Below are 26,961 nucleotides of genomic sequence, written 5' to 3'. Positions count from 1 at the left end.
CATATCATGCTTCATGTATAACCAGACTAATTTTTTATTTTAAACAATTTCTCTTGTGTAGAAGAGATGATGCTTGTAAAATGTTTCATATAAAGGATATTTCTACACAAAAGCTAAAATGAAGAGGTGTTTAGTGTGAATAAAACAGATTTAATTAATGCAGTAGCTGAAAAAGCGGAACTAAGCAAAAAAGATGCAACAAAAGCTCTTGATGCTTTGTTTGACACAATTTCATCAACATTATCAAAAGAAGAAAAAATCCAGCTCATTGGATTCGGTACATTTGAAGTACGTGAGCGCTCAGCTCGTACAGGCCGTAATCCACAAACAGGAGAAGAAATTCAAATCCCAGCTTCAAAAGTACCTGCCTTTAAAGCAGGGAAAGAGTTAAAAGAAGCTGTTAAGTAAACAAAAAATGTCACTACAAAGGAGTCGCCTTCTCAATGAGAAGGCGACTTTTTTTCATACATAATCTATACGTTCCATGCCCCAGAAGCAATATGTTCGACATATCCACCAACTTCGATATAAAATTTCTCATCCTTTTTTACTTTTACAAACAAAAGAGAAGGTCTCCCTATCTCATACCCTTGTTCGACCGTCATAGATATAGAGCTTTCCCTAAAATAGTTGTGGTAGATGCAGTAGGCACCAAGACAGCCATTAGCACTTCCTGTCGCTGGATCTTCCGGGACTCCATAGTAAGAGCAAAAATCACGAGCATGCAGCGTATTCCCTTCTACTGTTTCAGGACAAAATACCATGATTGCTTTTGCTTCTCTATCTTTTATCATTTCAAAATAAGCTCTTTCATTCACAACAATGTTTTTAACGGTTTGTAGTGTTTTGATAGGAGCAATAATGACAGGCAGTCCTGTTGAAACTTCTTGAACAGGATATGTATCACAAAGCTCTTCTGTCCCTATATTTAAAACAGCAGCAGCTTCTTCTTTTTCAATCGTTTTCCCGAATGTTGGTTCATTTTGGAGCATAAAAACTTTTCCGTCTTCTTCAAATGTAACTGAAATTGGGCCAATCTTATAACGTAAGGTAATATTTTTCACATCTGCTTCCAATAAATGTTGTCTAATAATATGTGCTGTTCCTAACGTGGGATGCCCTGCAAATGGAACCTCTTCTGTTGGCGTAAAAATCCTTACATCCCACGCTCCGTCCCTTTCTTTATCATCCAAAAGAAAGGTTGTTTCAGAGAAATTCACTTCTTTTGCAATCTTCTGCATCTCTTCCGTTGATAAATGATGAGCATTTTCAAAAACAGCAAGCTGATTTCCACTGTAGCGCCCTTTTGAAAACACATCAACAATATGAAATTTAATGGTCATTACACGCCCCCCTTTTTATAAATTTTACCATATCCTATTAAAATATAAATTCTTATTTGTTAGTTTTCGTGTTTCATACTTTAGGTTACTGTTATTACTAATTACAATAAGAACGTCAGCAACTTATAAAAAGAGCTAATCTCCCAGCTCTATATCAGAAATTAGCTCTTTTTATTATTTTAACTTCCTTGATTGTAGGCAAGACAAGTTTTGTTAAACAAACGTTCGTACACTTTTATTTCGACTAAATTTATAGATAGCAATCAAAAAGAAAGCAATCCCAAATGAAAACAGCACAATAAAATTCATATACAAATCTTCTAATCCTTTTCCTTCTTGAAATTTTGTAATCGTTTCTAACACCCATTTTTGTGGCAGGAAGTCAGCAAGTTTCTGGATGGAATCTGGCATAACTTCAATAGGCCAAAAGCAGCCTGATAGCATGCATGTAGGAATAAGTACGGCATTTTGTAAAGCAGGTGCTGCAGAAGTTGAATTCACAAAAGAGATGAGCGCTAATGAGAGCCCAACGGATACAAAAGAAAATAAGAACATGAGAGAAAAAAGTTGCCAAGACGCCAGCCCGTAATCAATGTGAAAAACAACTTTCATAACTGTTAATGTTAAGATAACCTGTACGCTCATCACAATCATATTTACAATAATGTTTGCTGCTACATACTGTCTTGCTGTAATAGGAGCTGCCGTAATTCTATAATAAGTTCTTGTCTCTTTCTCTTTTAAAATAAGCAGTGATAATGACATAGCAAAGGATAACATGATGACAATTAGAAAACCAATGGAACTGTACGTCATTTGCTTATACTGAGAGGTGTTTTCAAGTGTGCCGGCTGTTACACTAACTTCAGAGTTCTGATAGCGGTTATAAACAAGCTGAAACTCTTCATCCCCCTCTGTTCCATGCGCAATTGAAGCCACATTATCAATATAACTGGCAAGATAGCTTTTTACAAAAGCCGTTGCTTCTTCTCCTTTAAGGGATACAAGCTCAATCCCTTCTGGTTTTCCTCTTTTAACACTTTCCTCAAATCCGCTATTAAAAATAATAATAAGATCTTTTTCTCCTGCTGTTAGAGATTCCTCTTGTTGTTTAATTGAAATTTTTTCAACATTCATATTTTCTAATCCTTTTAAAAAAGAGAAAGTGTCTTTTGTGAGTCCACTTTTATCTTCATCAACAACGCCAATTCGGATGTCCGGATTGTCACTTCCATGTATAACTGTTGATAAAATAATTCCTGCAAGCGGAATGAATAAATATAAAAGAAGACCTCCTTTCATATTTAACAAGCTTTTTATAATATTTTTTATAATCCATCCTGTTTCTTTCACTTATAGTCCCTCCCGTCTCTGCAGAGCAAAAGTAGTGATTAAAATACATAGTAAAGCGATCCCAATGTTACCAAAGAGAACGGAGAGAGCTGTGTCAAAACTTCCCGCATATATAACATCTAATATTCCTTTATTTGCCCAATGAAGCGGAGAAAGATTTACGATAAGGTGCAAAAATGTGCCCTCTTCTGCTGTGAAAGGAAAATAGGCGCCTCCAAAAAAGTTAGCGAGCTGTACAAAAACAATGGAAATAACGCTTGTTGTTTGAGGAGTTTTAGCAATATAGCTAATACAAATTCCTAAGCTGACAGCTAGAAATACTTCCGTAGCTAAAAGGAGGAAAATAAGGAAGAGATGATCCCCCCAATTTGCTTTAAAAACGTATTTACTAAATAAAATAACTGCTAAGAGAAACATCATATTCACCACTAAATTCCCTAAAACCTTGCCAACGAAAATTTCAAACTTGCTAATTGGTGAAGATAGAAGTCTGTCACTCGTATGAAGCACTGTTTCTCCTCTTAAAAGATGAAAACTATGAAACAAGCTAAAAAATGCTGTCATTGTTGTCATCACAACAGCGTAGTAATCCATCGAATTTGGCTTATCAGGTGAGTTTAGTGACCTTTCTTTCATGTAGTCACTGTTGCTTGCTGTTATAGCTTCTTCTATTCCTTTAGGATTTATTTTAGTTACTTCATATACAGCATTATATCGATCTACGAAATTTTGCATAATAGCTTGAACAACGCTTTGTTCAACAGAGGCAGCGCTATTTTTATAAATTTTTACCTCTTTTGAGTGAAGTTCAATATAAGCTGTATATTCTCCCTTCCTTATCGCTTCTTTTCCATCTAACTTTCCTTTTGCTTCTTTAAAAGATAGATCATTTTCTTTCTCCATTTCTTTTATAAAACTTTTAAAACTTTCGGTGAATTCACTGTCTCCTTTATTTTTATATAAAATGTTCACATTATTAATAGACACATCTTTTGCAAACGCTCCAGAAAGAGCTGTTCCTAAAATAAACATAAGACCAATTGGAAGAGCGAGATAAAACAGAAACGTTTGTTTATCTCGACAGTAGCTTTTTATTTCCTTTACCATCAGATTGATGATCCTCATAAATTCTCCCTCCTTTCCTAGTCTCTTAGATTACGTCCTGTTAATGTTAAAAATACCGTTTCTAAATTAGGTGCTTTTTCTTCCAACGAACTTATTTCCACTTCTGCTTTCAGTAAAGTTTGGATAATTTTATTCAAGTTTTGAATTTCTACATCTGAATAAATTTTAATTATATTTCCTTCAACGCTTGCACGCTTTACCCCAGCAATTTCTTCTATAGATTCACAATTAACATACAAGGGATCTTTTACTTCAACCCAGAGCTCTTTTACATCTGTAATCAGTGACTTAAGATTTTCTTTTGATCCTTTTGCAATAATTTTGCCATGATCAACAATCGCAATGTTCGTACAGAGTGCTTCTACTTCTTCCATATAGTGACTTGTGTAAATGATGGTAGAACCTATTTCATTAAGCTTTTTGACTGACTCCAAAATATGCTTACGAGACTGAGGATCAATACCAACCGTTGGTTCATCCATAATTAACAGCTTTGGTCGATGCGCAATTGCACATGCAATATTCAGACGGCGTTTCATTCCTCCTGAGAAACTTTTTGGAAAACTTTTTGCTTTATCTATAAGCCCTACAAACTCTAAAGCTTCTTCAACACGCTGTTTTAACAAACTTCCTCTTAGTCCATAAAGTCCAGCGAAGAATTTAATATTTTCACTTGCTGTGAGATTTTCATAAATGGCAATATCTTGCGGAACAATTCCAATATTCATTTTGGCAAACTTCCGGTGTTTAGTAATGCTTTTTCCTAAAATCTCAATTTCACCTTCTGTAATTTGCAACAAGCTTGCTATCATATTAATCGTTGTACTTTTCCCAGCTCCATTTGCTCCAAGCAAACCAAAAATCTCACCTTTTTGGATTGATAAAGACATATTATCAACAGCGATAAAGTCATTAAATTTTCTTGTAACATTTCTCAATTCTAAAACGTTCATACCGTCACCCTTTCAGTTCCTTATCTTTTCTCATTGTAAATAAAAAACATGAACTTCCGTAGTGCAGAAGTTCATGTTTTTTAGATGAGAATATTCATTATTTTTAGGAAGAAACACATTTAAGATGATAAAAGGAGCAGCGTTGTAACAGAAAAGCCGTTTGATCCATCTACAATAATCTGTCCGTTTAAAGATGCAGCACGTTCTTCCATTCCTATAATCCCCATTCCTTTTATTACTTTCTCTGCTCCTGTTCCATTGTCTTTTATCTGAGCCTTAACCACTTTATTTAACACAGCTACTTCAACTGTAATCTCACTTGCATTGCTATACTTTAGAGAATTTGTAAGTCCCTCCGCAATATTTTCATACACAACCTTCCAATAGATTGGTCCCATTTTATCTAAATCTCCGCTATACAAAAAAGAGGTAGAAACGTTCGTTCGAACGATAAACTCATTAATAAGCGTTTTAAGCTGATTTACGCCCATTTGTTCTGAGGGAGGTTTAATTTTTTTTAACGTCAACCTGATACTTTCAATTCCTTCACTGGAAATATTAATAGCATTTTGCAAAAGCTCTTTTGCTTTTTTTTCATCACGTCCTAGAAGCTGTTTTGAGGCTTCCATCTGAATTAAAGCTCCTGTCATGGCATGCCCGATTTTATCATGAATTTCTTGAGAAAGACGATTGCGTTCTTCAAGCTTAAACATATACTGAGATTGCTTTTTCCATTCCTCTTTTTCATGAAGATTTCGCTTTGTATTATGAAGGTCCTTGCGAAGATTTAATTCTTTTTGTTCCAAGAAAACAATTCTACTTGAATAACGAGCTAATATTGTAAACGTCAAAAACGTAAAGACAGTTACAAATCCGTATAAAATTTGCACATAATAAGGGAGAAAAAAGAGAACAATAAGAGCAGCAGGCATCCCCCATGATAGTCTTTTCCCCTGATAAAAAAGAAGTTCGTATATGTTTAACGGAAGAAGTAAAAGAAAGAAGATATGAAGCAATATAGCACTCATAGCAAGCACTGTGAGAGATAAAAGCAATACAACAAGCTTCACGTTTCTTTTCTTCATAATATAAAGTAAAACATTGCAACAAACATAAAGTAAAAGTGAACATACTACCCATGGAACTTTTTCTCCGGCCTCATTTACATACTGAAGCATAAAGTATAAGAGTAGTACCGCTTTACTGTATAAAACCCATTCTTCCATTAGCTGTTCTTTTCTAACCATTAATCTACTTTCCCTGTTAAATAATAGATGGCAATTTTTGTGCGGTGTCCTAAATTACCCTTTGATAAAATTGTACTCACATAATTTGCGATTGTTCCCTCTGACATAAACAGCTTTGCCGCGATTTCTTTATTAGAAAGTCCTTTCGCAATAAGAGACATCACCATAATTTCTCTTTCTGTAAAAAGATTTTTATCAATTCTTACCTCTTCTTTAGCAGGCTGCAAGTTTGATTTAATTTTATCAAGTACAACATCTTGCATAACGGTGTGGCCCATATAAACACTTTTGATAGCATCCCGGATTCGCTCGGGATCGTTGTTTTTTAGTAAGTAACCACGCGCCCCGTTCCTTATTGCATCCAATACATATTCATCATCGTCAAACGTTGTGAGAATAAGCGGTTTTACGTTCGTTTTCTCGCTCAAAATCTTTGTTGCTTCAACTCCATTCATATTAGGCATACGAATATCTAACAGAGCTACATCAGGAGAATGATGTTCACAATATGCTACAGCTTCTTCTCCATCTACAAAAAGACCTACGACATCAAATTCTTCATATGTACTCAAAATAATTTTCATTCCTTCGCGGACGAATGAGTTATCATCTGCAATAATCACCTTAATTTTCTCCATTTATTCCCCCACTTTTATGCATTTAAGTATTTTTTTGTTTATTATAACACGGTGCTTTATTGTTCATTTTACAAAGTCTTGTTATTTTTTTAAGATTCTTCGTACATATTAGAAGTAAAACCTCATCATTATAGAGTTATTTTCCATTGCATTCACTATTACAAAGTTTTTCATTTTGATTACAAAGTGCAAAAATAAAGCTCAAAGGTTTCTTTTTCTATCGATATGCTTTACAATGCCCACTAGATACTTTTTTAGAAAAGATATCTATTTTTGTTTCAGAAAGGAGAAAGTCATGAAGAAATTCACGTATCCTCTTATCGCAGGATTATTAGCCGTTACGCTCACTGCATGTGGTTCAAACGATGACAATGCAAGCGATAAATCAAAAGATACTCAAACTGAACAGCAAACAAGTAAAAAAGACCAAGAAAAACAAATGAAAGAAATGCAAGAAAAGCTTGCTAAACAAAAAGTAGATGAGAAAAAAGTAGTTGCAACAGTTAACGGACAAAAAATACTTGGAAGCGACTATAATATGGCTCTCTCTACTTCTCAAAGTCAAATGCAACAATATGGACAAGATCCAACTTCAAAAGAAGCTGCTAAACAAATAAAGAAACAAACGTTAGATGGTCTAGTCAACCAAGAATTGATTTCTCAAGATGCTGCTAAAAAAGGCTATAAAGCAACAAACGAAGAAATTCAAAAAGAGCTTGATGAAGTTAAAAAACCTTATAAAACAGATAAAGAGTTCAATAAAGCATTAAAAGAAGCTGATTTAAGTTTAGATGACTTGAAGGCTCAAATTAGTGACGTTGTTCAAACGAACAAATATGTGGAAAAAGAAATCCCTAAAGGAACAGTAACAGACAAACAGATTCAAGATACTTATGATCAACAAGTACAACAGCTGAAGCAAAGCGATAGTAAACAACAGCAAGAAGTTCCAAAATTAGAGGATGTAAAACCTCAAATTAAACAAAGCCTTGAAGAACAAAATCAGCAAGAAAACTTGATGAACAAAGTAAACGAACTGAAAAAAGATGGAAAAGTAGATGTTAAGATATAAAAACCAGCCTAACGGCTGGTTTTTTTATAATTTTCGGCTTATGGAGTTTTTCTTAAAACGAATGTTTCCTTTGTTTTCAACAAACTTAATATCGACGCCTCCATCCATCCGTTTTCCTGCAATCGTCACCATAAAGTACGTAACAAGGCACGAGATGACAACCAAACTAATAAACCCTATTGAAATACCAAGTGGAGTTGATTGGCGCTTTAAGTCCAATAAAAAAGCGGAGTTATCGACAATAAAAGAGAAGAAGCCCCTTGTTTCACCTTTTAAACTCCCCACAAGCTCTATCGCTTCTGTTGGAACAATTAATAAAACGAACGGCACAAACATCAACAAAAGATAAGCGTAAGACAGAAGTAAAAGAAAAAGACTTGTAATTACACTATTACGCTGCTGAGGACTGTTTGGATTGTACCTCGCTCCTATTGTGCCGATCCAAATTCCAATGGAACTAATGCCAAGCGCTACAAATGCATTCATAATCAGTACAATAAGATGATAATGAATCGGCCAGCTTAAGAAAATTCCAGCAACACCTTCAAGAAATGATAAAATTCCAAACGGTAAAAGCCAGCTAATCCAAAGCTTTCCGAGAGCTACTTGAACCCCTGTAACAGGCAGCACACTAAGCATCCAAGCTGCAGGTCCTTCTCTTCCAATAGAGGCAGCTGCTAGACTTCCTGTAAACACAGCATAAACAAATAAAAATGCCCCTTGCACAATCACTAATGTAAGCTCTGTATTTTGGATAAGAATTTTTAGCCCCTCTTCATTATTCATAAAAACAATTATAGGCAAGATTAAAAAGAACCCCAGAGGCATAAATATCATCCATTCCCTTAAATCTCTTGATATAGCTTTCCATTCCTTTAACCCTAGTGCCATAACAGGATGTCGCACAGCACCTGAAGTTTGGGCTTTCTTGCTTTTTTTCTTTTTCCTTGACCCTTCACTAAGTCGAATCCATCCTGTTCTGAATCCTTTTTCAACAAGAAGTGAGGAGAGAAAAAAGAAAACAACAGCCTGAAGGAGAAGGAAGAAAAGCGGCAGAAGAAAATCGATGCTTCCAACTCTAGCCTGAAAAAGCGCTTCTCCTCCAAGACTCATTGGTGTCCAATTCGGAAACTGGTAATTCTCGATCATATTGGCTCCTCTTGAAGAATCGTTCAAAAGATTTGGGAGCTGAAATAAGGCATAAACAAGCAATCCAGATAAAGCACTCATAACAGTCATAAGTTCATTTGCACGAGAAGGAGGCACAATTTGAATAAGTCCCAGATTAAATAGATAAGCAATTGATAATCCAATCAACACAATGCTTGCTCCAACAACAAAGGCAACAAAATAAAATAAAATGGATACATTTCCGTGAATTCCAAATGTTAAAGCTGGAATAAAAAACAACAGGAAAACAAGTAGCGGAATCCCTACAATGCTTTGGATATACTTGACCCAAAAAATCGTTTTTGTAGGAATTGGCATTGTAAATAGTAATTGAAGGTCCTGTGCTGAATAAAGATTTTTGAATACTTGAGGAATTCCCATTAATAAAATGAATGATAACATGGCTAATAAAATATACGGTAAAAAACTTTCGAACACCCCATCTGGTAGGTTCGAAGCAAGGCTCCACGTAAGCCGTGCTAAAATGATCATTAATACGAGAATGAACAAAGCGGATATTCCGTATGTAAAAGCGCCTTTTGTCCCTTGAGATCGTATGCTATTAAAAAGCATGCGCTGCTGAACTTTAAGCATCTCTTTCATCATGAAGCATCATCCTCATCTTTTGAAATTTCGGCCATAAGTGCTTCCCCTTCTTCACCACCTGTTAGCTCTAAGAAAATATCTTCAAGCGTTGCTCCTTCTCTTCCTCCTTGCTCACGGAGTTCTTTCATCGTTCCAAGGGCAATAAGCTCTCCTCCTAAAATAATTCCGACCCTATCACACATCACTTCTGCAATTTCTAAAATATGCGTTGATACAAAAACTGTTGTTCCTTCATCACATATTTTTCGCAAATAGTTTTTTAACACTTTTGCACTTTTCGGATCAAGACCGACTGTAGGTTCATCCAAAAATAAAACATCTGGCTTATGAAGAAGAGCGCCGCATAAGGCAATTTTTTGCTTCATTCCATGTGAATATCCTTCTGTAAGCTCATCTGCACGATGTTTTAAATCAAACAAGTTTAATAGTTTTTCAGCTCGCTGTCTAAACTCCTCTGCGGGAACTTGATAAACAGAAGCGATAAACTCTAAAAACTCCCATCCTGTTAACTTCGGATAAAGATTAGGCTGATCTGGAACGTAAGCAATCTTTTTCTTTGCCTCAATTGGTGATATCCATATATTTGTTCCTCCAATTACAGCCTTACCGCTTGACGGTTCTAACAGACCTGTCATCATCTTAATCGTTGTCGTTTTACCTGCTCCATTAGGACCAAGAAAGCCAAATAACTCTCCTTTTTTCACAGTTAAATTTAACGGTTTCAAAGCTTCGAATTTCCCATACTTCTTCTGTAGATTTTGAACCTCTAATGCAAATTCACTCAATAGGGGTCATCTCCTTCTAAAAAAATCTTATTTTTACATATTTACCCATAATCATCGTAACATGCATTTCTTCTTTCCTACAACAGAAGACAGCAAAAAAGCTCTCCATTTTACTGGAGAGCTTTTTCTTACTGAGATTCCTTTGTACTTCGCAATTTCTTTAATGCTCTGCATAACGTTACTTTCACTTTGCTTTTCGGCCATGAAAGCAACGCAGAAGTTTCGTCAAGGGAAAGACCTTGAATCTTGCGCATCGTAACGACCGATTTATAAGAAGGTTTTAGCATATTTACTGCTTGAACCAGTTCTTTTGATGCTTCTCTTATTGAAACAACTTCTTCTGTTGAAGGAGCTGGAAAATAACTAAACTTCATGTTTGCTTCTGTTCTATCTTTTGTTGTTTCTCTTCTTAAAAAGTCAATGGCTAAATTATGAGCAACTCTATAGAGCCATTTCTGTGGTTTTGTAACAGCTTCAAGTGATTCAATATGCTGAAAAGCTTTGACGAACGTCTCTTGAATAATATCTTCTGCTTGGTAAGCATCCTTTACAATCGTGCGTACATAGCGGCATAAATCATGGCGATATTGCTCATACCAAACTGTCATAAGCTGTGACGGTGTAGAATGTGTCACGACTCCTCTCCTCTCTTATTCTCTTTTTCTAGTTTAGTTGCTTTTTAATGTCATTTGGTAAGTCTTCATATTGAACATTTACTTCATAATTAGAATGTCCATTTTTTGATACGAAGTCTATGCTATATTCCAAGCCTTTATCAGAGCTTAATTTAATAAGCTGATTAATTTTATTTTTATCTGTAATTTCCTCTGTTGAAGCAATCTCTTCGTGAGATCCATTAATGTTATATTTCTTCACAACCACATAATCAAACTCATCTGCTTTTGGAACAACTTTATCATAGAGATGGTGTTCTTTAAGCCATTTTATAGTTTTCGTAAATGTAAGAGGAATCTGATCCGTTCGCATACGATCTTTTCCAGTTATAAATTCTACATTAATTAACATCCCTTTGCCTCTTATAATATCTCCATATGTTTGTGCTCTTGCATCTTGTTTCATAAGATTGAACAATTCTTTGACATCATTTGAATCAGAAATTACTTCTTGCTTCTCCATAAAACCTATACCGTTTGTTAGAATAATTTGCTGAACTTCATTTTCTTTCAAACTTAAAACAGGATAAAGGTTTTCTTTATATTCATCAGATTCTACGATTGGTTTGTATACATTATCATATTTATGATTTGGTAAACTATACTGACGCATAACGTGACTTCCATCTTTTAGCTCATAAACGAAAATCACCATATTATCCCGGCTTTTGTGAAGCGATTGTAGTTTTTCCTTATCATTTATAATAGATTTGTGAAGCTTAATCACATTGTTAATATCATTTTTATTTTTAAAGAACTCTCTTTTATAATATCTTCTTGCTTCAGCTTCAGAATTAAATTCTCCGTTTTTAATCGATTCCTCAATATATCTGTTAAACTCGTTATCATTAGCTAAAAGAGTTTCTATATCAACATATTCTGAGCTTATATAAACCCGTTTAATTTCATTGCTTTTCGGAACATGATTTTCATATCCGAAGACATCTAGATTAAGTGTAAACATTATAATAAAAGCAGCAATGGCAAAACCGATATATCCTTTCCATTTCGAAAAGATACGCCATGTTTTTTCTAAAATCATGCTTCCTATAATATAACCAATTAAAGATCCTATAATAAGCCCTACAATAAGCCATTTTATATCATCTTGGTTGCTCCAAAAATAAACTCCACCTACTAACATAAAACAAGTAGTGACCCCGTATTTAAATACAGGGCGAAGTGGCCTCACAACGATAGCCTGTGTAGCTGCTTCTGTCTTTCTATGTCTGTATATGAGGAGAGCAACATTGTAGAAGAAAACCGTTACTAAAATATAAATACACCATTCTAATAAAGAAAGGGGTCCATCTGTTATATTCGCCATTCGCTCTATAGGAAAAATTTTAGAAGAATATCCACTCTGTACGAGTTCAGAAGAAAATCCGAAAAGAAACAGATCCTCATACTGTAAGATAATCGTGAAAATTCCAATTGGCAGTATAAACATAATATAAGTTAGTGCTCCCTGAAGAAGTGACATCCCTGTGAACATGGCAACAAACGTGCTACCTGCAAATACAAACAGGTTAAATAGGAGCAAAGTAACAAACCAAAGTGATAGACTTTTAAAAGAATAGGCTGTTCCTAGATCATATCCTTGTCCAATCCCAAACATAATAAAAGTATCTATTACTAGCGGCAAGAGTAATAGTAAACTACCTGTTAACATTCGCTGATGAAATAGAGTACTCCTCTTCATTGGTAAACTGTGAATATAATTGGCTGCCATTTTTGTATGAAGATAACGAAATAAAAAGATGGACAACACAACTGGAACAGTAAAAGTTAATAAAACGTGAGCACTATCCAACTCAAAAAAGTTTATCACTCGACTTTGCATATAATATTGGGGCTCTAGGACGGTTTTACGATACTCTTCAATTTTAAGTAATGTTTGCAACGGCCCAACCGCTACAAGCAACAGAAAATATACAATCCCAATCCATCCAACACTTCGTAAATCTTGAACAAAAATCCCTTTATTAAACAAGGAGGTTTTCTGCCGCATATCCAACACCTCCCATTTCGTAAATAAAGATCTCTTCAAGAGTCAACGGTAGAATATCAAAAATAACAGGTCTATATTGTTTGATTAATGAAGAAATGTGCTCTTCTTTTCCTTTTACAATACAAAGCAGAACGCTTCCTCGTTTTTCTTCATATAAAAGGTCAAGCTTTTCTAACAGTGCTTGTGGAATATCCCCTTTAAAAGCAAGCTGAACTTTGTGAACGTCTGATTTTAAATCATCTAGGTCTTTTTCAAACAAAAGTTCTCCTTTATGTAAAATTCCAATATGATCACAAAGATCCTCAACCTCCTGTAAATTATGAGAGGAAATTAAAATTGTCATGTCTCTTTCTGCAACATCTTCAATAAGAAGATTCTTTACTTTCTGTCTCATCACCGCATCTAACCCATCTAGCGGTTCATCCATAAGCAAAATATCGGGCATTGCGGAAAGTGTGAGCCAGAACGCAACTTGACGCTGCATTCCTTTTGATAACCGCTGAATTTTTTTCTTAGGTGAAATGTTAAATACGTGATAGAGTTTTTGAAATCGTTCTTCGTTCCATGCTGTATACGTATCCCGATAAAAGTTAGCAGCTTGACGAATCGTTGTTTGCGGAAAGAAATAAAGAACGTCCGGAATGAAAATAAGCTTTTGCTTTAATTCAACGTTTTCGAATACAGGTTGATTATCAACTGTCACACTGCCGCTGTCTTCTTTATAAATTCCTGCTAAAATCTTCATAAGGGTGGTTTTTCCCGCGCCGTTTGAACCAAGCAAACCATAAATAGAACCTTTTTCAATCGTCCCACTTACACCTTGCACTGCTTCAACGCTCTCAAATTCTTTCTTTACGTTCTCAAACTTAATCACGTATCTCTCCTCCCTTCACCGTTTTCTCTGCTTCTTCAATCAACCGCACAATTTCTTCTTTATCAAGCCCAAGATACAAGGCTTCTGAAAGTATTTTCACTAAATCACTTTTCACTTTTTCCACCTTCTCATTGTTTGTTGTAATAGCTTGTGGAACAACAAAACTCCCTTTACCTGGAATAGAATAAATGTATCCTTGATGTTCAAGCTCTCGATATGCTTTTTGGATTGTATTCGGATTTACCGTTAGTTCTTTTGATAAAAATCGAACAGACGGAAGTTTTTCATCTGCTTTAAATACTTCATGAATAATTAGCTCTTTTAATTTCTCAACAAGCTGTTCGTAAATAGGCTTACGGCTGCGTAGATCTAATGAGATCATCTCTTTCCTCCTTCCGCTGCCCTTTATTTTATGTATTAACTGTATTAACAGTTGTATTACAGTTAGTATTATATAAATACCATAAGAAATTTGCAATAAAAATTTTAAAAGTTCATTTAGAAATATGAAACCAATTACTCCTTTCAACCGTATACATTAGAAAAGGAGTGGTTGATTTGAGTCTTTTTAATGGATTGATGGGAAATGCAACAGAAGCAAACAAAGAGGAAATAAAGAAAGAACTTAGTCGACTTTTAATGGCTGGAGAAGAAATCGGTGCTTCTTACAAACTAGTTCGAGATCTTATTGTTTTTACAAACAAACGACTGATTCTTGTTGACAAACAAGGTGTTACAGGAAAGAAAATAGAATATCTTTCCCTTCCTTATAAAAGTATTACACATTTTAGCGTTGAAACAGCAGGAACGTTTGATTTAGATGCTGAGCTAAAAATTTATGTATCAGGAAGAGCAACACCTATTGCTAAACAATTTAGAAAAGACGACAGCATTTTTGACATTCAAAAAACGCTTTCTGAACTTGTAATATAAAAGCAAGCAGTACTACAGCTGCCTGCTTTTTTTATCGTTTTTTCCTCTTTAATTTCCCTACAAATGTTCGAGCAAGCTTAACTTCATTTTTCACACTTTGACGTTGTTTTCTCATTGCCTCTTGCTTATTTTCCTCTATCTTTCCACGAAGACCTAATGAATCTAAATCTTTCACCATTCTTGAAAACTGCTCGCTGTTAATTCGATCTGTGGCATGTAAGAAACAGGCTAGTGCATACGCAAGCGGAGATGTATCAAACTGCACTGTTACATCAACATCTGCATTACCACTAGAGTGTATTGATGCACCTGACGACTGCTCCATAACTTTTCTCTCCTTCTTTTCCACTTTGTACTAGGTTATGTACGTTTGTCTTGTTTTGCTTAGACAAAATCACTAGCTCTTCTAAAAAACGCAAAAGAAAGCGAGGTTTTTCTCGCTTCCTTTTATGGTATTCACTCTTCATCATTGTTGTTTGAATTTGCTCTTGAGCGCACGCGTGCTCTTGACTCGCCATCTACATCAATATCTAACGTTAGCTCAACGTTAGAGTTTCCACTGTCATATACATTAGCTGTTGCTCTGTTTCCATTTCGATTTCTTCCTCCGATATCATCAAAATCGTTAACGTCGTCAACTCCGCCTACTTGGTCTTGATCTTGGTCTCGGTCACAGCCTTCTACTGCTCTAATTCTTCCTCGGAATCTTCTTGGCATTTCTATCAGCTCCTATCTCCTTGTTACTGAAAGTATATGTACGTTTATACTTTCATGATTAGACAGAAATACTAGTTTTGTGTAAATAAAAAAACCTGCTATCTAAAGCAGGCTTTTGGCTTCAATTCATCTGATGGGCAAGATCTTTAATGTTCTCCATCGCAACTCTATCTTCTCCGAAGTAATAACTGTAGACTACTTTTTGCTCTAGCTCAATAAGACCAAGTCGGCCATTTTTCATAACGCTTGCTCCAAGATCAATATTTAACCTTGCACCATCACAAATGGCAAAACATGTTGGTGTATGACCATGGATAAGAATTTTCCCATTAAACCGCGCTAAAAAAATCTGAGGATTCAATGTGTAAAGCTCTTTCTTTTTAAGCCAAAGGTTGCTGCGCTTGTTTCGATCTTTTAAAGATAACATCCCAGCATGTGCATAGATAAATTGGTTATCCTCAATATAAAGCGGCAACGACTTCACCCATTCTACCGCTTGTGTGACACCTTCCTCTTTGAACACATCATTAATGCTTGCTGCAGACTCTTTTCCTCCGAAATGGGCCCACATGTCGCTTTTTTGCTCTAAATACCAGAGCATCATTTCTTCATGATTGCCAATGGTAGCATAAACATTTTTATATGTTTCATGAAGCTGTTTGATTTCGCTTAACACCTTACCACTCTGGGGGCCTCTGTTAATCATGTCGCCCATCACAACAAGCTGATCTTTCAATGGATCAAACTTAGCAAATTGAAATAGTTTCATCATCCCATCATAATTTCCGTGTATATCGCTTATCACAAATTTTCTCATGTGCTAAACCCTCTTTGTTTTTAAATATCCTTTACTAATTTAACATACTTTAGTAATTAACAAAAAGGGGAACATAATGCTCCCCTTTTTTTAATGAATGATTTTGCTTTCTTTTGCTTTCTTCGCTACGTTTACAGCCCAACCTGATAACGGTTTTTTTAGAAGGAAGGCAAGTAAAATAGCTATAAAAAGGAATAAGGCAAGTAATAGAATATCATGAATCATTATATCTCTCACAATCCCACCTGTTGTTTCACGCAGCAAACCAATAGCATACGTAAAAGGTAAAAATGGATTAATTGCTTGGAAAAATGGCGGCGTTGTTTGAATAGGGAACGTCCCCCCAGAGCCTGAAATTTGTAGCACAAGCAAAATAATCGCAAATGCTTTGCCGATGTTTCCAAATACAGAAACAAATGTGTAAATAATCGTCAGGAAAACAATACTGATAAAAATTGCCGATAAAACAAAGGCCGTTGGTTCTGCTACATATGACCCTAATATAAACAAGTCCCCAAGCGTAACAATGAGCGCTTGAAAGAATCCAATTGTTAAAAAGGTGAGAAGACGGCCAAAGTAAATATGCATTCCTTTTGTTCCCTCTTGAACATCTTCTACATCAACCCGGAGTAATGAGATAAGAAGCAGTCCTCCTACCCATAAGCAAAGAGCTGTATAAAATGGCGTCATAGCTGATCCGTAGTTTGGAATTGGAAACTGTTTATCTTCTTTTAATTGAACAGGACTTGTAAAAAAGTCGCTTTCTTTTTGAACATCATTCTTTAAGAGCTCAATGATATCTCCTAGATCATTTTCCCCTTCAAAATCTCGAATTTTGTCTGCAGCATTTTTAACAGAGTCTTCAAGGTCTGGCAAGTCTTCGCGAACAAGATTTGCTACTTTGTGAACTGTCTCTTCTACTTCTGGAAGTTTTGTTTGAACAAGATCTGCTGCCTTTTGGATTTCTTTCTCTGCTTGGGGCAAATCATTGTTCACAAAATCTGCTGCTTTATGGATTTGAGCCTCAACAGCTGGAAGGTCATTTTGTACAAATGCAGCTCCGCTGTTTACAGCGTTTGTAAAGTCATCCATTTTACTAGAAATAGTGGTTGCTGCTTCATGAATACGGTCGCGGATAGTTGGTAACCTCTCCTGTAAACTTGTGAGTTCTTGTTGTCCATACTGGAGACCACTTGAAGCATCATTTAACACACCTTTAATGTCTGGGAGCTTTTCTTTTGCTGTTTGTACAGCGTTATTTGCATTTTTTGCATTTTCTGTAAGCTCATCTAACCCACTATTAACAGCTGGAACGATAGAAGAGTCATAGTTCGCCAACACATTAGATAGTGTATTGTTTGCATCTGTTGCAAGCGTATTTAAGCGATCTAGCGCTTCACTTGAAGGCTGCTCACCTCTTTTTAAAGCATTTTCAATGTTTACAACCGCTTCACGCTGATTAGTAAAACTATCTTTTACGTTATTTACCCTGTTAATGACTCCTGCTAGAGCATTATTCCCCGTATATTCATTTAGCTTTGTAAGTAAATCAGCTGTACGATCTGCAGCATCAATGCCTGAAGACAAACGTGTTTCTAAAGCACTTAGCGTTTCAATATATGTTGCTCTATTTTCATCATTAACGTTTTTTAATTCCTCTGTGACACCTGCAACATCTTTTGCCGTTTGATTAAGAAGCACAAGATTTTGTTTTATAACAGGAGCTACTTCATTAAACGCTCCTTCATTTTTCTCTAAAAAGTCATTTAACCCTTGTGAAAATTCGCTTCCTTTGTTAGCAATGTTCTCAAGTGTCGGAAGGGTGGACTGTGCTTTCATGACAATTTCATTTGCTTTTTTAGCATCTTCTAGCGCTTTATTTAACCCTTCTTCAATTTTATAAAAGTTTTGGTCAATCTCTACAACTCGATCTCCCGCACTTTTAATTTCAGGAAGCTTCTTTTGAAGCTCTATAATCTCATTTCCTGCTTCCTTAACTTTCGGAAGCTCTTTTTCAATTTTTAAAACACTTTGCCCTGCTGCTTGAATTTCAGGAAGTTTTTCTTCAAGCTCCACAACTTTTTGGCCTTGTTCACGAATTTCAGGAAGTTTCTTCTCAATTTCAAGCGCTTTGTTCCCCATATCTTCAATTTCAGGAAGCTTTTCCTCTAGTGCAAATACACGATTTTCAAAGTTTCGAATTGTCGGAAGCTCTTGCTCAAGTTCAATTCCTATTCGATTAAACTCTTCAAACATTGATTTCGTTGCTGTCTTAACAAACTTTTCACTCACTTGTTCTGTGACATTTGAGGCACCTTTTGATGTAATCTTTGGAGCCACAGCATTAATTTTTTCGTTTACACTATAATAAATTTGTGGTTTCTCGGGATTTTCTTCGAGAACTGTTCCGATTTTTTTAGAAAAATCTTTTGGAATAACAAGGCTTGCGTAGTAATCCCCATGTTTCACCCCGCGTTGTGCTTCCTTCTCACTTACAAACGTCCAACCTAAGTCTTTATTCTCTTTAAGAGACTTTACTACTTCTTCTCCAACGTCTATCTTTTTGTTAATTTTTCCCTTGTGAATGAATGTTCCTTCATCTTTGTTCACAACAGCAATCTCAATATCTTTTGTATTGGAATATGGATCCCATGATGCTTTAATATTAAACCATGCATAGAGGGATGGAAGGATCATAAGCCCTACAACTAAAAAAAGAGCCATTGGAACTTTAAAAATGCGAACCCAGTCATTTCGATAAATTTGAAAAATATGCTTCATATACCTCTCACCTAACTCGTTTAATGTCTTGTTGCTGTTAAGGAAATAAAATGCATGTTCAATTTACTTATTTTTGCAAAATATTATTTCCCTAAACTTTATGGAATAACTATATCTTTCTTAGGGTAAAGTGCGCTGGAAAAATTGTCAACATTTTTATATGCGCTTTTTCTTTTTAGAAGTTCTTTCTATTTTGCACTATTTCTTTTAAAAATATGAATATCCCGCAGAAAAATATCTGCGGGATATTTGCTAATCTTTTTTCTGTAATGCTTGTTTTAAGGCATCTCCTAAGCTTGAACCGAATGAACCATCATCACTATATTTCTTAAGTAAGTTTCTTTCTTCTCGTTTTGATACTTTCTTCTTTTTATCCTGCGCTTTTTCAGTAATTTGACAGGGACGACATTGAAAATACGTTCCTGCTTTGCCATTATGAATCTCCATTTTTTTATGACACTGTGGGCAGCGACGATTTGAGAGCTTAGGATCTTTTGCTCTACGGTAAGAACATTCATGACTTGAACAAACGAGCATTCGTCCATTCTTCCCCTTGCGTTCACGAAGCAACTCTCCACACTCTGGGCACTTTGAACCTGTTAAATTATGGGGTCTGTACGTTTTGTCGCTTTTTTTCACGTCACTTACGATTTTTTCTGTTTGCTTTCTAATATTGGCCATAAACGTTTTAGCGTTTCCTTTTCCTCTTGCAATATTTTCAAGTTCTTGTTCCCATTTTGCCGTAAGTTCTGGTGACTTTAATTCTTCTGCGACTAGGTCAATAAGCTGCTTTCCTTTTTTGGTTGGATAAAGACGATGGTTTGTTCGTTCAATAGATTCTGCGCTAAGTAGCTTTTCAATAATATCAGCTCGAGTTGCTGGTGTTCCAAGATTATGTTTTTCCATTTGAGCTAATAAGTCCGCTTCTGAAAAACGTTGTGGTGGTTCTGTAAGACCTGTTTTAAGATCTATGTCTTGTACAGTAAGTTCTTGGTTTTCTTTTAAAAGCGGAAGAGCTTGGTCATTGTCCCCTCCACCAAATAGACCTTTAAATCCTTGTTCAATCGTTCGTTTTCCATGTGCAACAAATCGTTCCTCATTAATATCAAGCTCAATTGTCATCTTTTCATATTCATAAGCAGGGTAAAAAAGCTCAATAAAACGTTTTACAATAAGCTCGTAAAGCTTTCGCTCATCAGCTGATAAATCGCTTAAAAATAGAGGCTGATCTGTAATAATAATTGCATGGTGGTCGCTTACTTTCTCATTGTTTACAACTCGTTTTGGCAATGTTGGATTTCCCTTTAAGAGCGGACGAACTTCTTCTTTATAAGTACCTGCAATACTTTCTAAACGGTCTCGCATTGTTGCAACCATATCTGTTGTTAAATAGCGAGAATCTGTTCTAGGGTATGTAACAAGCTTATGTTGCTCATACAGTTTCTGCAATACATTAAGCGTCTTTTTCGCTGAAAACTGGAATCGCTTGTTCGCTTCACGCTGCAACTCATTTAGATCATATGGTAATGGCTGAGCTTCCGTTCCCTTTTTCTTTCGAATGCTTTTGACAACCGCTTTATTTCCCAGAAGTTTTTTATATTTCGAGGTCGCTTCTTCTTCCTTAAAAATACGCTTGTCTTTGTTTCCTTGCCATTGTGCTTTGAATTGAGAAAACTCTGCTTCAATCGTCCAAAATGTTTGAGGTTTAAATGATTGAATCGTCTTCTCTCGTTCGAATACCATTGCAAGTGTTGGAGTTTGAACACGACCGGCTGAAAGCGGCTCTTCAAATTTTGTTGTCAGTGCTCTTGAAATATTAAGCCCAATAAGCCAATCTGCTTCAGCTCTACATAGAGCAGATTCATATAGACGGTTAAATGCTTGCCCAGGTTGAAGATTTTTAAATCCATCTCGAATCGCTTTATCTGTTTGTGAAGAAATCCACAGACGTTTAAATGGTTTATTAAAATGAGTTTTCTCCATAATCCAGCGCGCAACAAGCTCACCTTCACGACCGGCATCTGTTGCAATCACAAGTTCACCTACATCTTTTCGTTTGGCAAGTTGTGATACGTGCTGAAATTGAGCACTTGTCTTTTTCATTACTTTTAGCTTCATTTCTTTTGGCATGATCGGTAAATCTTCTAATTTCCACGTTTTATACCGATTATCGTAGTCCTCAGGCGTTTTCAGCTCAACTAAATGCCCTAATGCCCATGTGACGATATATTTAGCACCTTCAATGCTTCCTTTTCCTTTTTTAGTGCAGCCAAGAACGCGTGCAATTTCACGAGCAACGCTTGGCTTTTCTGCAAGTACAAGTGTTTTCATTTTTATAACCTCCAATATCCACTTCTCATTATACTTTGTAAGTAAGAGAAACAAAACCTTTTCGTTCCTTGGGAAGAAGAATCGGTATTTCTTACCCCTTTTCACGTTTTTTTCGTATATAATAAGAAAGGTATATATGATTCATTTTGTACATAGAAAGGACAAAAAAATGAAGAAACACACGATAACAGCTTTACTATTTTTTCTAGGTATTTTACTAATGCCACTGGCAGCACAGGCGGAATCATCTTCTCCAACAAAAGACGAACTTTTTTTTCGATCCCAAAATCAAGATAACGTAGCACAGTTAATACAAGAAGTGTTTGGAAGCTATGATGCTTTTAAAAACTATGGAACCGTTTATTTTGCTGATGATGGGACAATTACACTCGGCTTTACAGAGAGAAATGAAAAAGTAAAAACATTCGAAAATAAAGTAAATGATCTTTTACGTGAAACAACTCTTGCTTATCGACCATCTCTTATGAAAGAAACGGCTCCTATTGTACATTATAAACGTGCAACTTACAGCACAAGCGATTTAGAACATGTAGAAGAACAACTTTGGAGCAAAATGAGACAGCTAGGATTACCCGAACAAAACAAAACAATGATGACTTCTATCGATACAGAGCATGAAAAAGTTATTCTTGAGGTCCATAACATGTCATCTATTGATAAGGAGAAGTTAACACAAGCACTTCCTTCGATCGTAGAAATTCAAGAAAATGCTGACCTTTCTTCCCCACACATCCAGCTTTCTCGGGAAAGAGACTGGACGAAGCTTGGCGGAGGTATTCGCGTACATGATAGCGAAGGAAACTATTGTACAACAGCTGGAGTAGCTAAAAAAGGAAATCGTTATTTCTTGCTTACAGCAGGTCATTGTCTAAATGGAGATAAAAGCGTCGTCTACCAAGGATCAACCGTTGTTGGTCATGATCATTCAACAGCTAACTATACTGGCATTGATGTTGGTCTTATTTCACTTGATGCTAATACTCTTGCAAGCGGACGCTACGCAACACGCCTCTTCTATGAACATGCTGAAGATAAAAGTGACTACGATTCATTTATTACAGGTTATGCTCCTGTTTATCAAAATGCCTATGTTTGCAAATCTGGCATCACAACAGGTGTTACGTGCGGTTATGTAACGAAGAGCAGCACGACTGTAAATTTTGCAAATGATAGATATGGAGAGCTAAAAACAGCCTTTATTCGCGGTGAAAAAGGTTCTTTTTATTCTAGAGGAGGAGACAGCGGAGCTATTACATATGACCCTGTTACACATAAGCTCTATGGAATTCATGTTGGTGGTGTTGCAAATGGCACATATGGCTGGATGACCAAAATTACGGATGTCATCGATCACTATAGTTCACCAAATGAACCATTTCTTCCATACTCAAACTCTCAAAATATCAAACTCTCGTAGAAAACCGGCAGGGAAACTCCCTGCTGGTTTTCTTTATTTACCTTTTACAGTGTCCACTCCAGCTGCACTACCAACTCTTGATGAATCAGCTGCACCTAGATAAAAAGAATCATAAATATCAATTGTTTGTACATTTCCAATTTCTTCTGGCTCATCATCAAATTTGTATCCTAACTTTTCAAGCTCTTTTATTGTCTCAGATGGAATCCCTTTTTCATATCTAATATTCGGATATGTCGGAGTATAAATACGTGGTTCTTCAATGGCAGCTTCTGCCGACATACCGTAGTCAATTTTATTAATCAATGTTTGAGCAACAGAAGCGATAATAGTCGGTCCTCCTGGAGATCCTACTGTCATAACAGGCTTGTGATCTTTTAGAACGATAGTTGGGGACATACTGCTCATCGGACGCTTATTTGGCTGGACTTCATTTGGCCCTCCTGGATAAGCATCAAAATCGGTCATTTCATTATTTAGCATTACTCCATAGCCAGGTACCATAATTCCTGTTCCGAAAACTTGCTCAATTGTTGTGGTATAGGAAACAAGGTTCCCCCACTTATCAGCAATTGTAAAATGCGTTGTTTGCCCAATTTCTTTGTCATCTTTTTTCGGCACGTATTCTGTTTCAGGTTTTCCTCCTTGATAACTCCATGGATCTCCTGGTTTTACATTTTTATTTGCTTTCAAAAGCTCGATTTCTTTACTTCGTTTTGCTAAATAGTTTTCATTAAGCATGCCTGAAATTGGAACGTCCACAAAGTCCGTATCACCAATATACTTATTTCGGTCTGCGAAAGCGAGATGCATTGCTTCAGCGACAAGATTGTACTTCTCTTTCGACCGTACACCATACTGACTAATATCATAAGGCTCAAGCATTTTTAAAATTTGTAAAACCGTCAACCCTCCGGAACTTGGGGGAGGCATTGAGATAATATCATAACCGTGATATGTTCCTTTAATTGGCGTTTGTTCTTTCACTGTATAATTTTTTAAATCCTCTTCTGTCATACTTCCGCCATGATCTTTGACTGTTTTTACAATGGCTTTCCCTAATTCTCCATCATAAAGAGCTTGAGATCCTTCTTTTCCAATTAATTGTAAGGTTTTAGCTAAATCTCTTTGTTTTAAAAGTGCTCCTTCCTTTAAAACTTGTCCGTTTGGTGCATACACCCTTTTTGCCTCTTCCGACAGCTTGTCCTTACTATCTTCAATACTATCTGAAAGCGTAATACTCACATTAAATCCATCTTTTGCAAGGTTTTCAGCAGGCTTAACAAGAGCTTTCCACTTCAGTTTTCCCCATTTTTCATGTGCTTCTTCGAGTCCAAGGAGCGTACCTGGCACTCCAACAGCTTTCCCTGACGTATGGCGTTCTTTAAATGGAACAGCTTTTCCATTTTCGTCTAGAAAAAGATCTGTAGTTACATCACTTGGCGCTTTTTCCCGGCTGTTCATGATGGATACTTGCTTTGTTTTACCATCATAAACCATCATAAATCCTCCGCCACCAATGCCTGACATCATCGGCTCTGTTACATTTAAAGCAAGCTGAACAGCAACCGCCGCATCAACAGCTGTTCCGCCTTTTTCAAGCACCTCTTGACCAACTCGAGTTGCATAAGGCTCTGCTGTTGCTACCATGCCTTCTTTTCCCACATCAACTTTGCTTACAGGAAGAGAAGATGTACTTTTAGCAGATACGCTAGATAAACTGCCTCCTAGCGTAAGAGAAAAAAGAATAAAGACTGTTAAAAATTTAGACAAAGTCTTTCTCATAAAATTCCTCCTTTTACAAACTTTTCTGACTATTCAATTATCTCATGTTTATACCTAAAAAATGAGAGCCTTTTTCCCTAACTCCCTTGTTCTTTCCTCGACAGAAACAGTCAAAATAAGTGTTTTTCCTCTTCTTTATAAAGAAAATCACGCCACTAAAGGCGTTCTTTTCTTCAATCTATGAGGACTATTATTCTAGAAAGCTTACGATGTCTTTATAAGCTTTTCTCCTCAAATTGACTATTATAAATGGCTAATGTTAATTCCTACATTATGTGAGTCATTTAAGCTGCCGTTTAGCATGACGCTTAAAACTTGTATGAGCTCCATCATCTTGTTTTCTGCTTGTTCGTTGAGCTATTAGGACCTTTCTTCATTTAGATCACCTTTTCAATAAAAAATTGCTGCAAGCATCGCAGCAATTTTAAATAGCCTTTAAACGACTTTCTTCTCTCTTTTGAAATAAGTGGCCGTAAATAGGGTACTTCTTATCGATTTTCCCCTCTATATAATAAACATGGTGAGCTAGATTACAAAGATGCCTCACTATAAGCTGTATATGATGTTGTGACATATTGGCAATATAAAGCTTAATTTCGCTATTTTGTTTTTTTTCAAGCGTTGAATCCGTTCTTCTTAATGCTTCTATAACAGCCCCATGCTCTTTATAATCCCACTCCGTTTTTTCTGAAAGAGAATAGAGGGCACTTAAAATTGAAAAGTTGTCCCAATGTTTTTTGACCACTTTTTCTAACGTAATTTTCATCATCTTCTCCTCCCCTTAACTGGAAATGTGTTTTTCATGTTTACCCTTTATATATCCTTTTCAATAAAAAAAGCTCGTCTTTCTTTTCAACAAAAAAGAAAAGAATCCTGTCATGACATTTTATTTCATTCATACGCTATTTATGATAGGGCTTTTCCAAGATATCAAAGAGAACGAGGTGAAGAGAGATGACTTCTAAAGAGCGCATGATTTCTTATATCAAAAAACTTATCTTGCATACAGATCCTTTTATTGAGAAAATGCGTACAAAAAAGAAAGAAACAGAAGCAGATGTGTCGCCTTTTTCCCTTTTTCTTTATATGATTCGTTCTCTTTTCTTTGTAGGAATGAAAATGCTTGGTGATTGGCGAAACATCTTTTTAACATTATCTTGGCTTTTCTCTTTCTTTAATTTCCAGAATATCCCGAAAGAATTTCATTTTATCTTTCTCTTTCTTATGATATCTGTCAATGGATTTAGAGCACTTCGTTTTTATACAATCACAAGTATGAGCAATCCCGAATCAGAGCACTTTCATTTTCATATTTATAAAAAATACAGATCTGAATATAAAGCAATACAAACTCTTTTAGATGAAGAATACTTTTCATTTAGTGAAATGAAGGAAGGTATAGAAAAGCTTGCAGATAAAGAGGAGAAACTAACAGGAGAAAAGCTTGCTCACTTTGTAGAAAAATGGCAGGAAGAGCGAGATAATCTCCTCCAAAAGTTAGCAAAAGCAAACGAGTTTAATCGTGATTTTTATGGGCTTCTTTCTCAAGCTCAAGAGAATATGGAGGAGCTTCAAATATTCGGAGAAAAAATGACAAACGAGTATCGAGATCTTCATCATCTTTTACTTCGCTTTTTACAAAAAGTAGAACTTTTAAAAAAGGAAACTTTAACATTAACAGACTTAGAATTTGGCAATCCTTATTCCATATATAGATATGATCAGAATTGCTTATACCATCTTTATAGCAGCCTTGGAATGCTCCGTAAAGTTCCTGATTATACCCTTGCTCTAGATCATCCTTCTTTAAAAGATCGTGCCATCGTTAAAGTCGCTTTTTCTCAAAGCATTTTTGAGATTGATGCAAACGATCATCTTGCTTTTTTAGTTCACATTTCTAAAACGGAAAGGTGGATTATAGAAATCAAATTTCGTCACTACAAAAAGGAACTTCTAGATATATTAAGAGAAAACCCTGAAAATGAGGAGCTTACTCTGTTAGAATTAAAAGAGTTTTCAACAATGTATGTACACACTCTCTTTGATATCTTATCTTTTTTATGCCGTACAATGTGTGTAGTTGCTCAACACGAAAAAGACTAAGCGTTATGCACGCTTAGTCTTTTCATTTTCATATTTTTGTAATGCTTTCTGAATCTTTTCAGTCAGAAGCTTAGCTTTAAGTTTTCGTTTTCCGCTAATTTCGTTTGCAACTTTATGATGTGTATTGTACTTATTTTCCCCCAATGTTAACGACTCCTCTCTCATTTCTGCTGCTTTTTATACAGTATATTCTCTTAGACTCGTT

25 protein-coding genes are annotated in these 26,961 nt (G+C 35.8%); 5 read left to right on the top strand and 20 right to left on the bottom strand.

Translation table 11 applies throughout. The annotated features are described in order from the left end of the window. The first annotated feature begins 135 nt into the window (after nt 1-135). On the top strand, nt 136-408 hold the full coding sequence (locus B9N79_RS06225; RefSeq protein WP_019392321.1) for an HU family DNA-binding protein: 273 nt from the start codon (nt 136-138) through the stop codon (nt 406-408). A gap of 65 nt (nt 409-473) precedes the next feature. Here the strand turns inward: B9N79_RS06225 and B9N79_RS06220 are convergent, their stop codons facing one another. The 6 genes from B9N79_RS06220 to B9N79_RS06195 form a co-directional block, all read right to left on the bottom strand. Beyond that, nucleotides 474-1,343, bottom strand: a complete 870-nt coding sequence (locus B9N79_RS06220; RefSeq protein ID WP_040056391.1) for a PhzF family phenazine biosynthesis protein — start codon at nt 1,341-1,343, stop codon at nt 474-476. 213 nt (nt 1,344-1,556) lie between these two features. Next, complete coding sequence (locus B9N79_RS06215; RefSeq protein ID WP_046217654.1) at nt 1,557-2,696, bottom strand: ABC transporter permease; 1,140 nt, start codon at nt 2,694-2,696, stop codon at nt 1,557-1,559. Continuing rightward, nucleotides 2,697-3,821: an ABC transporter permease gene (locus B9N79_RS06210; protein WP_046217655.1), complete on the bottom strand. Its 1,125-nt coding sequence runs from the start codon at nt 3,819-3,821 to the stop codon at nt 2,697-2,699. A gap of 17 nt (nt 3,822-3,838) precedes the next feature. Then, nucleotides 3,839-4,774, bottom strand: a complete 936-nt coding sequence (locus B9N79_RS06205) for an ABC transporter ATP-binding protein (RefSeq protein ID WP_019392317.1) — start codon at nt 4,772-4,774, stop codon at nt 3,839-3,841. A gap of 119 nt (nt 4,775-4,893) precedes the next feature. Beyond that, a complete protein-coding gene (locus tag B9N79_RS06200) occupies nt 4,894-6,021 on the bottom strand; it encodes a sensor histidine kinase (RefSeq protein ID WP_048896830.1) in 1,128 nt (375 codons plus the stop codon). Further along, nucleotides 6,021-6,659, bottom strand: coding sequence for a response regulator transcription factor (locus B9N79_RS06195; RefSeq protein WP_019392315.1), 639 nt, complete (start codon nt 6,657-6,659; stop codon nt 6,021-6,023). The genes B9N79_RS06200 and B9N79_RS06195 overlap by 1 nt, the downstream gene beginning before the upstream one ends. A 295-nt stretch (nt 6,660-6,954) precedes the next feature. Here B9N79_RS06195 and B9N79_RS06190 point away from each other — a divergent pair, with 295 nt between their 5' ends. After that, complete coding sequence (locus B9N79_RS06190) at nt 6,955-7,731, top strand: SurA N-terminal domain-containing protein (RefSeq protein WP_040056395.1); 777 nt, start codon at nt 6,955-6,957, stop codon at nt 7,729-7,731. 24 nt (nt 7,732-7,755) lie between these two features. Here the strand turns inward: B9N79_RS06190 and B9N79_RS06185 are convergent, their stop codons facing one another. The 6 genes from B9N79_RS06185 to B9N79_RS06160 all read right to left on the bottom strand — a co-directional run bounded on the left by B9N79_RS06185 (nt 7,756) and on the right by B9N79_RS06160 (nt 14,233). Next, a complete protein-coding gene (locus tag B9N79_RS06185; protein ID WP_046217656.1) occupies nt 7,756-9,507 on the bottom strand; it encodes a putative ABC transporter permease subunit in 1,752 nt (583 codons plus the stop codon). After that, a complete protein-coding gene (locus tag B9N79_RS06180; RefSeq protein ID WP_046217657.1) occupies nt 9,504-10,292 on the bottom strand; it encodes an ABC transporter ATP-binding protein in 789 nt (262 codons plus the stop codon). Before B9N79_RS06180 ends, B9N79_RS06185 begins: the two co-directional genes overlap by 4 nt. 128 nt (nt 10,293-10,420) lie before the next feature. After that, nucleotides 10,421-10,927, bottom strand: coding sequence for an RNA polymerase sigma factor (locus B9N79_RS06175; protein ID WP_019392311.1), 507 nt, complete (start codon nt 10,925-10,927; stop codon nt 10,421-10,423). A 28-nt stretch (nt 10,928-10,955) separates the two neighbouring features. Further along, nucleotides 10,956-12,977 (bottom strand): DUF6449 domain-containing protein, encoded by a 2,022-nt coding sequence (locus B9N79_RS06170; protein WP_048896831.1) that lies wholly within the window; start codon nt 12,975-12,977, stop codon nt 10,956-10,958. After that, the gene (locus tag B9N79_RS06165) at nt 12,952-13,851 is read right to left on the bottom strand and encodes an ABC transporter ATP-binding protein (protein ID WP_040056398.1); all 900 of its coding nucleotides are present in this window, start codon (nt 13,849-13,851) and stop codon (nt 12,952-12,954) included. Before B9N79_RS06165 ends, B9N79_RS06170 begins: the two co-directional genes overlap by 26 nt. Next, on the bottom strand, nt 13,844-14,233 hold the full coding sequence (locus B9N79_RS06160; RefSeq protein WP_019392308.1) for a GntR family transcriptional regulator: 390 nt from the start codon (nt 14,231-14,233) through the stop codon (nt 13,844-13,846). The genes B9N79_RS06165 and B9N79_RS06160 overlap by 8 nt, the downstream gene beginning before the upstream one ends. A 176-nt stretch (nt 14,234-14,409) precedes the next feature. On the opposite strand from B9N79_RS06160, the gene B9N79_RS06155 reads away from it, so the two are divergent. After that, a complete protein-coding gene (locus B9N79_RS06155; RefSeq protein ID WP_019392307.1) occupies nt 14,410-14,784 on the top strand; it encodes a PH domain-containing protein in 375 nt (124 codons plus the stop codon). A 31-nt stretch (nt 14,785-14,815) separates the two neighbouring features. Here B9N79_RS06155 and B9N79_RS06150 read toward each other — a convergent pair whose 3' ends face one another. From B9N79_RS06150 to B9N79_RS06130, 5 genes are all read right to left on the bottom strand, one after another. Further along, nucleotides 14,816-15,109 carry a hypothetical protein gene (locus B9N79_RS06150; RefSeq protein WP_085117973.1) on the bottom strand — a complete coding sequence of 98 codons (294 nt, stop codon included), beginning with the start codon at nt 15,107-15,109 and terminating at the stop codon, nt 14,816-14,818. A 131-nt stretch (nt 15,110-15,240) separates the two neighbouring features. Then, entirely contained in the window at nt 15,241-15,501 is a 261-nt protein-coding gene (locus B9N79_RS06145) for a hypothetical protein (RefSeq protein WP_040056400.1), read from the bottom strand. A 121-nt stretch (nt 15,502-15,622) separates the two neighbouring features. Beyond that, a complete protein-coding gene (locus B9N79_RS06140; RefSeq protein WP_046217658.1) occupies nt 15,623-16,318 on the bottom strand; it encodes a metallophosphoesterase in 696 nt (231 codons plus the stop codon). A gap of 90 nt (nt 16,319-16,408) precedes the next feature. After that, the gene (locus B9N79_RS06135) at nt 16,409-19,099 is read right to left on the bottom strand and encodes a YhgE/Pip domain-containing protein (RefSeq protein ID WP_040056401.1); all 2,691 of its coding nucleotides are present in this window, start codon (nt 19,097-19,099) and stop codon (nt 16,409-16,411) included. 252 nt (nt 19,100-19,351) lie between these two features. Next, nucleotides 19,352-21,430: a DNA topoisomerase III gene (locus B9N79_RS06130; RefSeq protein WP_048896832.1), complete on the bottom strand. Its 2,079-nt coding sequence runs from the start codon at nt 21,428-21,430 to the stop codon at nt 19,352-19,354. Nucleotides 21,431-21,599: 169 nt separating this feature from the next. On the opposite strand from B9N79_RS06130, the gene B9N79_RS06125 reads away from it, so the two are divergent. Then, complete coding sequence (locus B9N79_RS06125; protein WP_139814830.1) at nt 21,600-22,868, top strand: S1 family peptidase; 1,269 nt, start codon at nt 21,600-21,602, stop codon at nt 22,866-22,868. A 33-nt stretch (nt 22,869-22,901) separates the two neighbouring features. Here B9N79_RS06125 and ggt read toward each other — a convergent pair whose 3' ends face one another. Together ggt and B9N79_RS06115 are read right to left on the bottom strand one after the other, a co-directional pair. Further along, nucleotides 22,902-24,653 carry a gamma-glutamyltransferase gene (gene ggt / locus B9N79_RS06120; RefSeq protein ID WP_046217662.1) on the bottom strand — a complete coding sequence of 584 codons (1,752 nt, stop codon included), beginning with the start codon at nt 24,651-24,653 and terminating at the stop codon, nt 22,902-22,904. A gap of 424 nt (nt 24,654-25,077) precedes the next feature. Continuing rightward, on the bottom strand, nt 25,078-25,419 hold the full coding sequence (locus B9N79_RS06115) for a hypothetical protein (protein WP_123796579.1): 342 nt from the start codon (nt 25,417-25,419) through the stop codon (nt 25,078-25,080). Nucleotides 25,420-25,607: 188 nt separating this feature from the next. Here B9N79_RS06115 and B9N79_RS06110 point away from each other — a divergent pair, with 188 nt between their 5' ends. After that, complete coding sequence (locus B9N79_RS06110) at nt 25,608-26,756, top strand: hypothetical protein (RefSeq protein WP_085117970.1); 1,149 nt, start codon at nt 25,608-25,610, stop codon at nt 26,754-26,756. Between the two features lie 3 nt (nt 26,757-26,759). Here the strand turns inward: B9N79_RS06110 and B9N79_RS26010 are convergent, their stop codons facing one another. Beyond that, the gene (locus B9N79_RS26010; RefSeq protein ID WP_019392297.1) at nt 26,760-26,900 is read right to left on the bottom strand and encodes a hypothetical protein; all 141 of its coding nucleotides are present in this window, start codon (nt 26,898-26,900) and stop codon (nt 26,760-26,762) included. Nucleotides 26,901-26,961 lie beyond the last annotated feature (61 nt).

It is taken from the genome of Priestia filamentosa, from assembly GCF_900177535.1.
GTDB lineage: Bacteria > Bacillota > Bacilli > Bacillales > Bacillaceae_H > Bacillus_I > Bacillus_I filamentosa.
Note: the sequence above shows the minus strand (reverse complement) of the source record. Positions and strands in the feature narration are given on the sequence as shown.

What these genes read in the sequence shown, in the direction of transcription:
- B9N79_RS06220 (WP_040056391.1), bottom strand. Translation starts at nt 1,343, where the DNA reads ATGACCATTAAATTTCATATTGTTGATGTGTTTTCAAAAGGGCGCTAC.
- B9N79_RS06210 (WP_046217655.1), bottom strand. Translation starts at nt 3,821, where the DNA reads ATGAGGATCATCAATCTGATGGTAAAGGAAATAAAAAGCTACTGTCGA.
- B9N79_RS06205 (WP_019392317.1), bottom strand. Translation starts at nt 4,774, where the DNA reads ATGAACGTTTTAGAATTGAGAAATGTTACAAGAAAATTTAATGACTTT.
- B9N79_RS06200 (WP_048896830.1), bottom strand. Translation starts at nt 6,021, where the DNA reads ATGGTTAGAAAAGAACAGCTAATGGAAGAATGGGTTTTATACAGTAAA.
- B9N79_RS06195 (WP_019392315.1), bottom strand. Translation starts at nt 6,659, where the DNA reads ATGGAGAAAATTAAGGTGATTATTGCAGATGATAACTCATTCGTCCGC.
- B9N79_RS06190 (WP_040056395.1), top strand. Translation starts at nt 6,955, where the DNA reads ATGAAGAAATTCACGTATCCTCTTATCGCAGGATTATTAGCCGTTACG.
- B9N79_RS06185 (WP_046217656.1), bottom strand. Translation starts at nt 9,507, where the DNA reads ATGATGAAAGAGATGCTTAAAGTTCAGCAGCGCATGCTTTTTAATAGC.
- B9N79_RS06170 (WP_048896831.1), bottom strand. Translation starts at nt 12,977, where the DNA reads ATGCGGCAGAAAACCTCCTTGTTTAATAAAGGGATTTTTGTTCAAGAT.
- B9N79_RS06160 (WP_019392308.1), bottom strand. Translation starts at nt 14,233, where the DNA reads ATGATCTCATTAGATCTACGCAGCCGTAAGCCTATTTACGAACAGCTT.
- B9N79_RS06150 (WP_085117973.1), bottom strand. Translation starts at nt 15,109, where the DNA reads ATGGAGCAGTCGTCAGGTGCATCAATACACTCTAGTGGTAATGCAGAT.
- B9N79_RS06145 (WP_040056400.1), bottom strand. Translation starts at nt 15,501, where the DNA reads ATGCCAAGAAGATTCCGAGGAAGAATTAGAGCAGTAGAAGGCTGTGAC.
- B9N79_RS06140 (WP_046217658.1), bottom strand. Translation starts at nt 16,318, where the DNA reads ATGAGAAAATTTGTGATAAGCGATATACACGGAAATTATGATGGGATG.
- B9N79_RS06135 (WP_040056401.1), bottom strand. Translation starts at nt 19,099, where the DNA reads ATGAAGCATATTTTTCAAATTTATCGAAATGACTGGGTTCGCATTTTT.
- B9N79_RS06130 (WP_048896832.1), bottom strand. Translation starts at nt 21,430, where the DNA reads ATGAAAACACTTGTACTTGCAGAAAAGCCAAGCGTTGCTCGTGAAATT.
- B9N79_RS06125 (WP_139814830.1), top strand. Translation starts at nt 21,600, where the DNA reads ATGAAGAAACACACGATAACAGCTTTACTATTTTTTCTAGGTATTTTA.
- ggt (WP_046217662.1), bottom strand. Translation starts at nt 24,653, where the DNA reads ATGAGAAAGACTTTGTCTAAATTTTTAACAGTCTTTATTCTTTTTTCT.
- B9N79_RS06115 (WP_123796579.1), bottom strand. Translation starts at nt 25,419, where the DNA reads ATGAAAATTACGTTAGAAAAAGTGGTCAAAAAACATTGGGACAACTTT.
- B9N79_RS06110 (WP_085117970.1), top strand. Translation starts at nt 25,608, where the DNA reads ATGACTTCTAAAGAGCGCATGATTTCTTATATCAAAAAACTTATCTTG.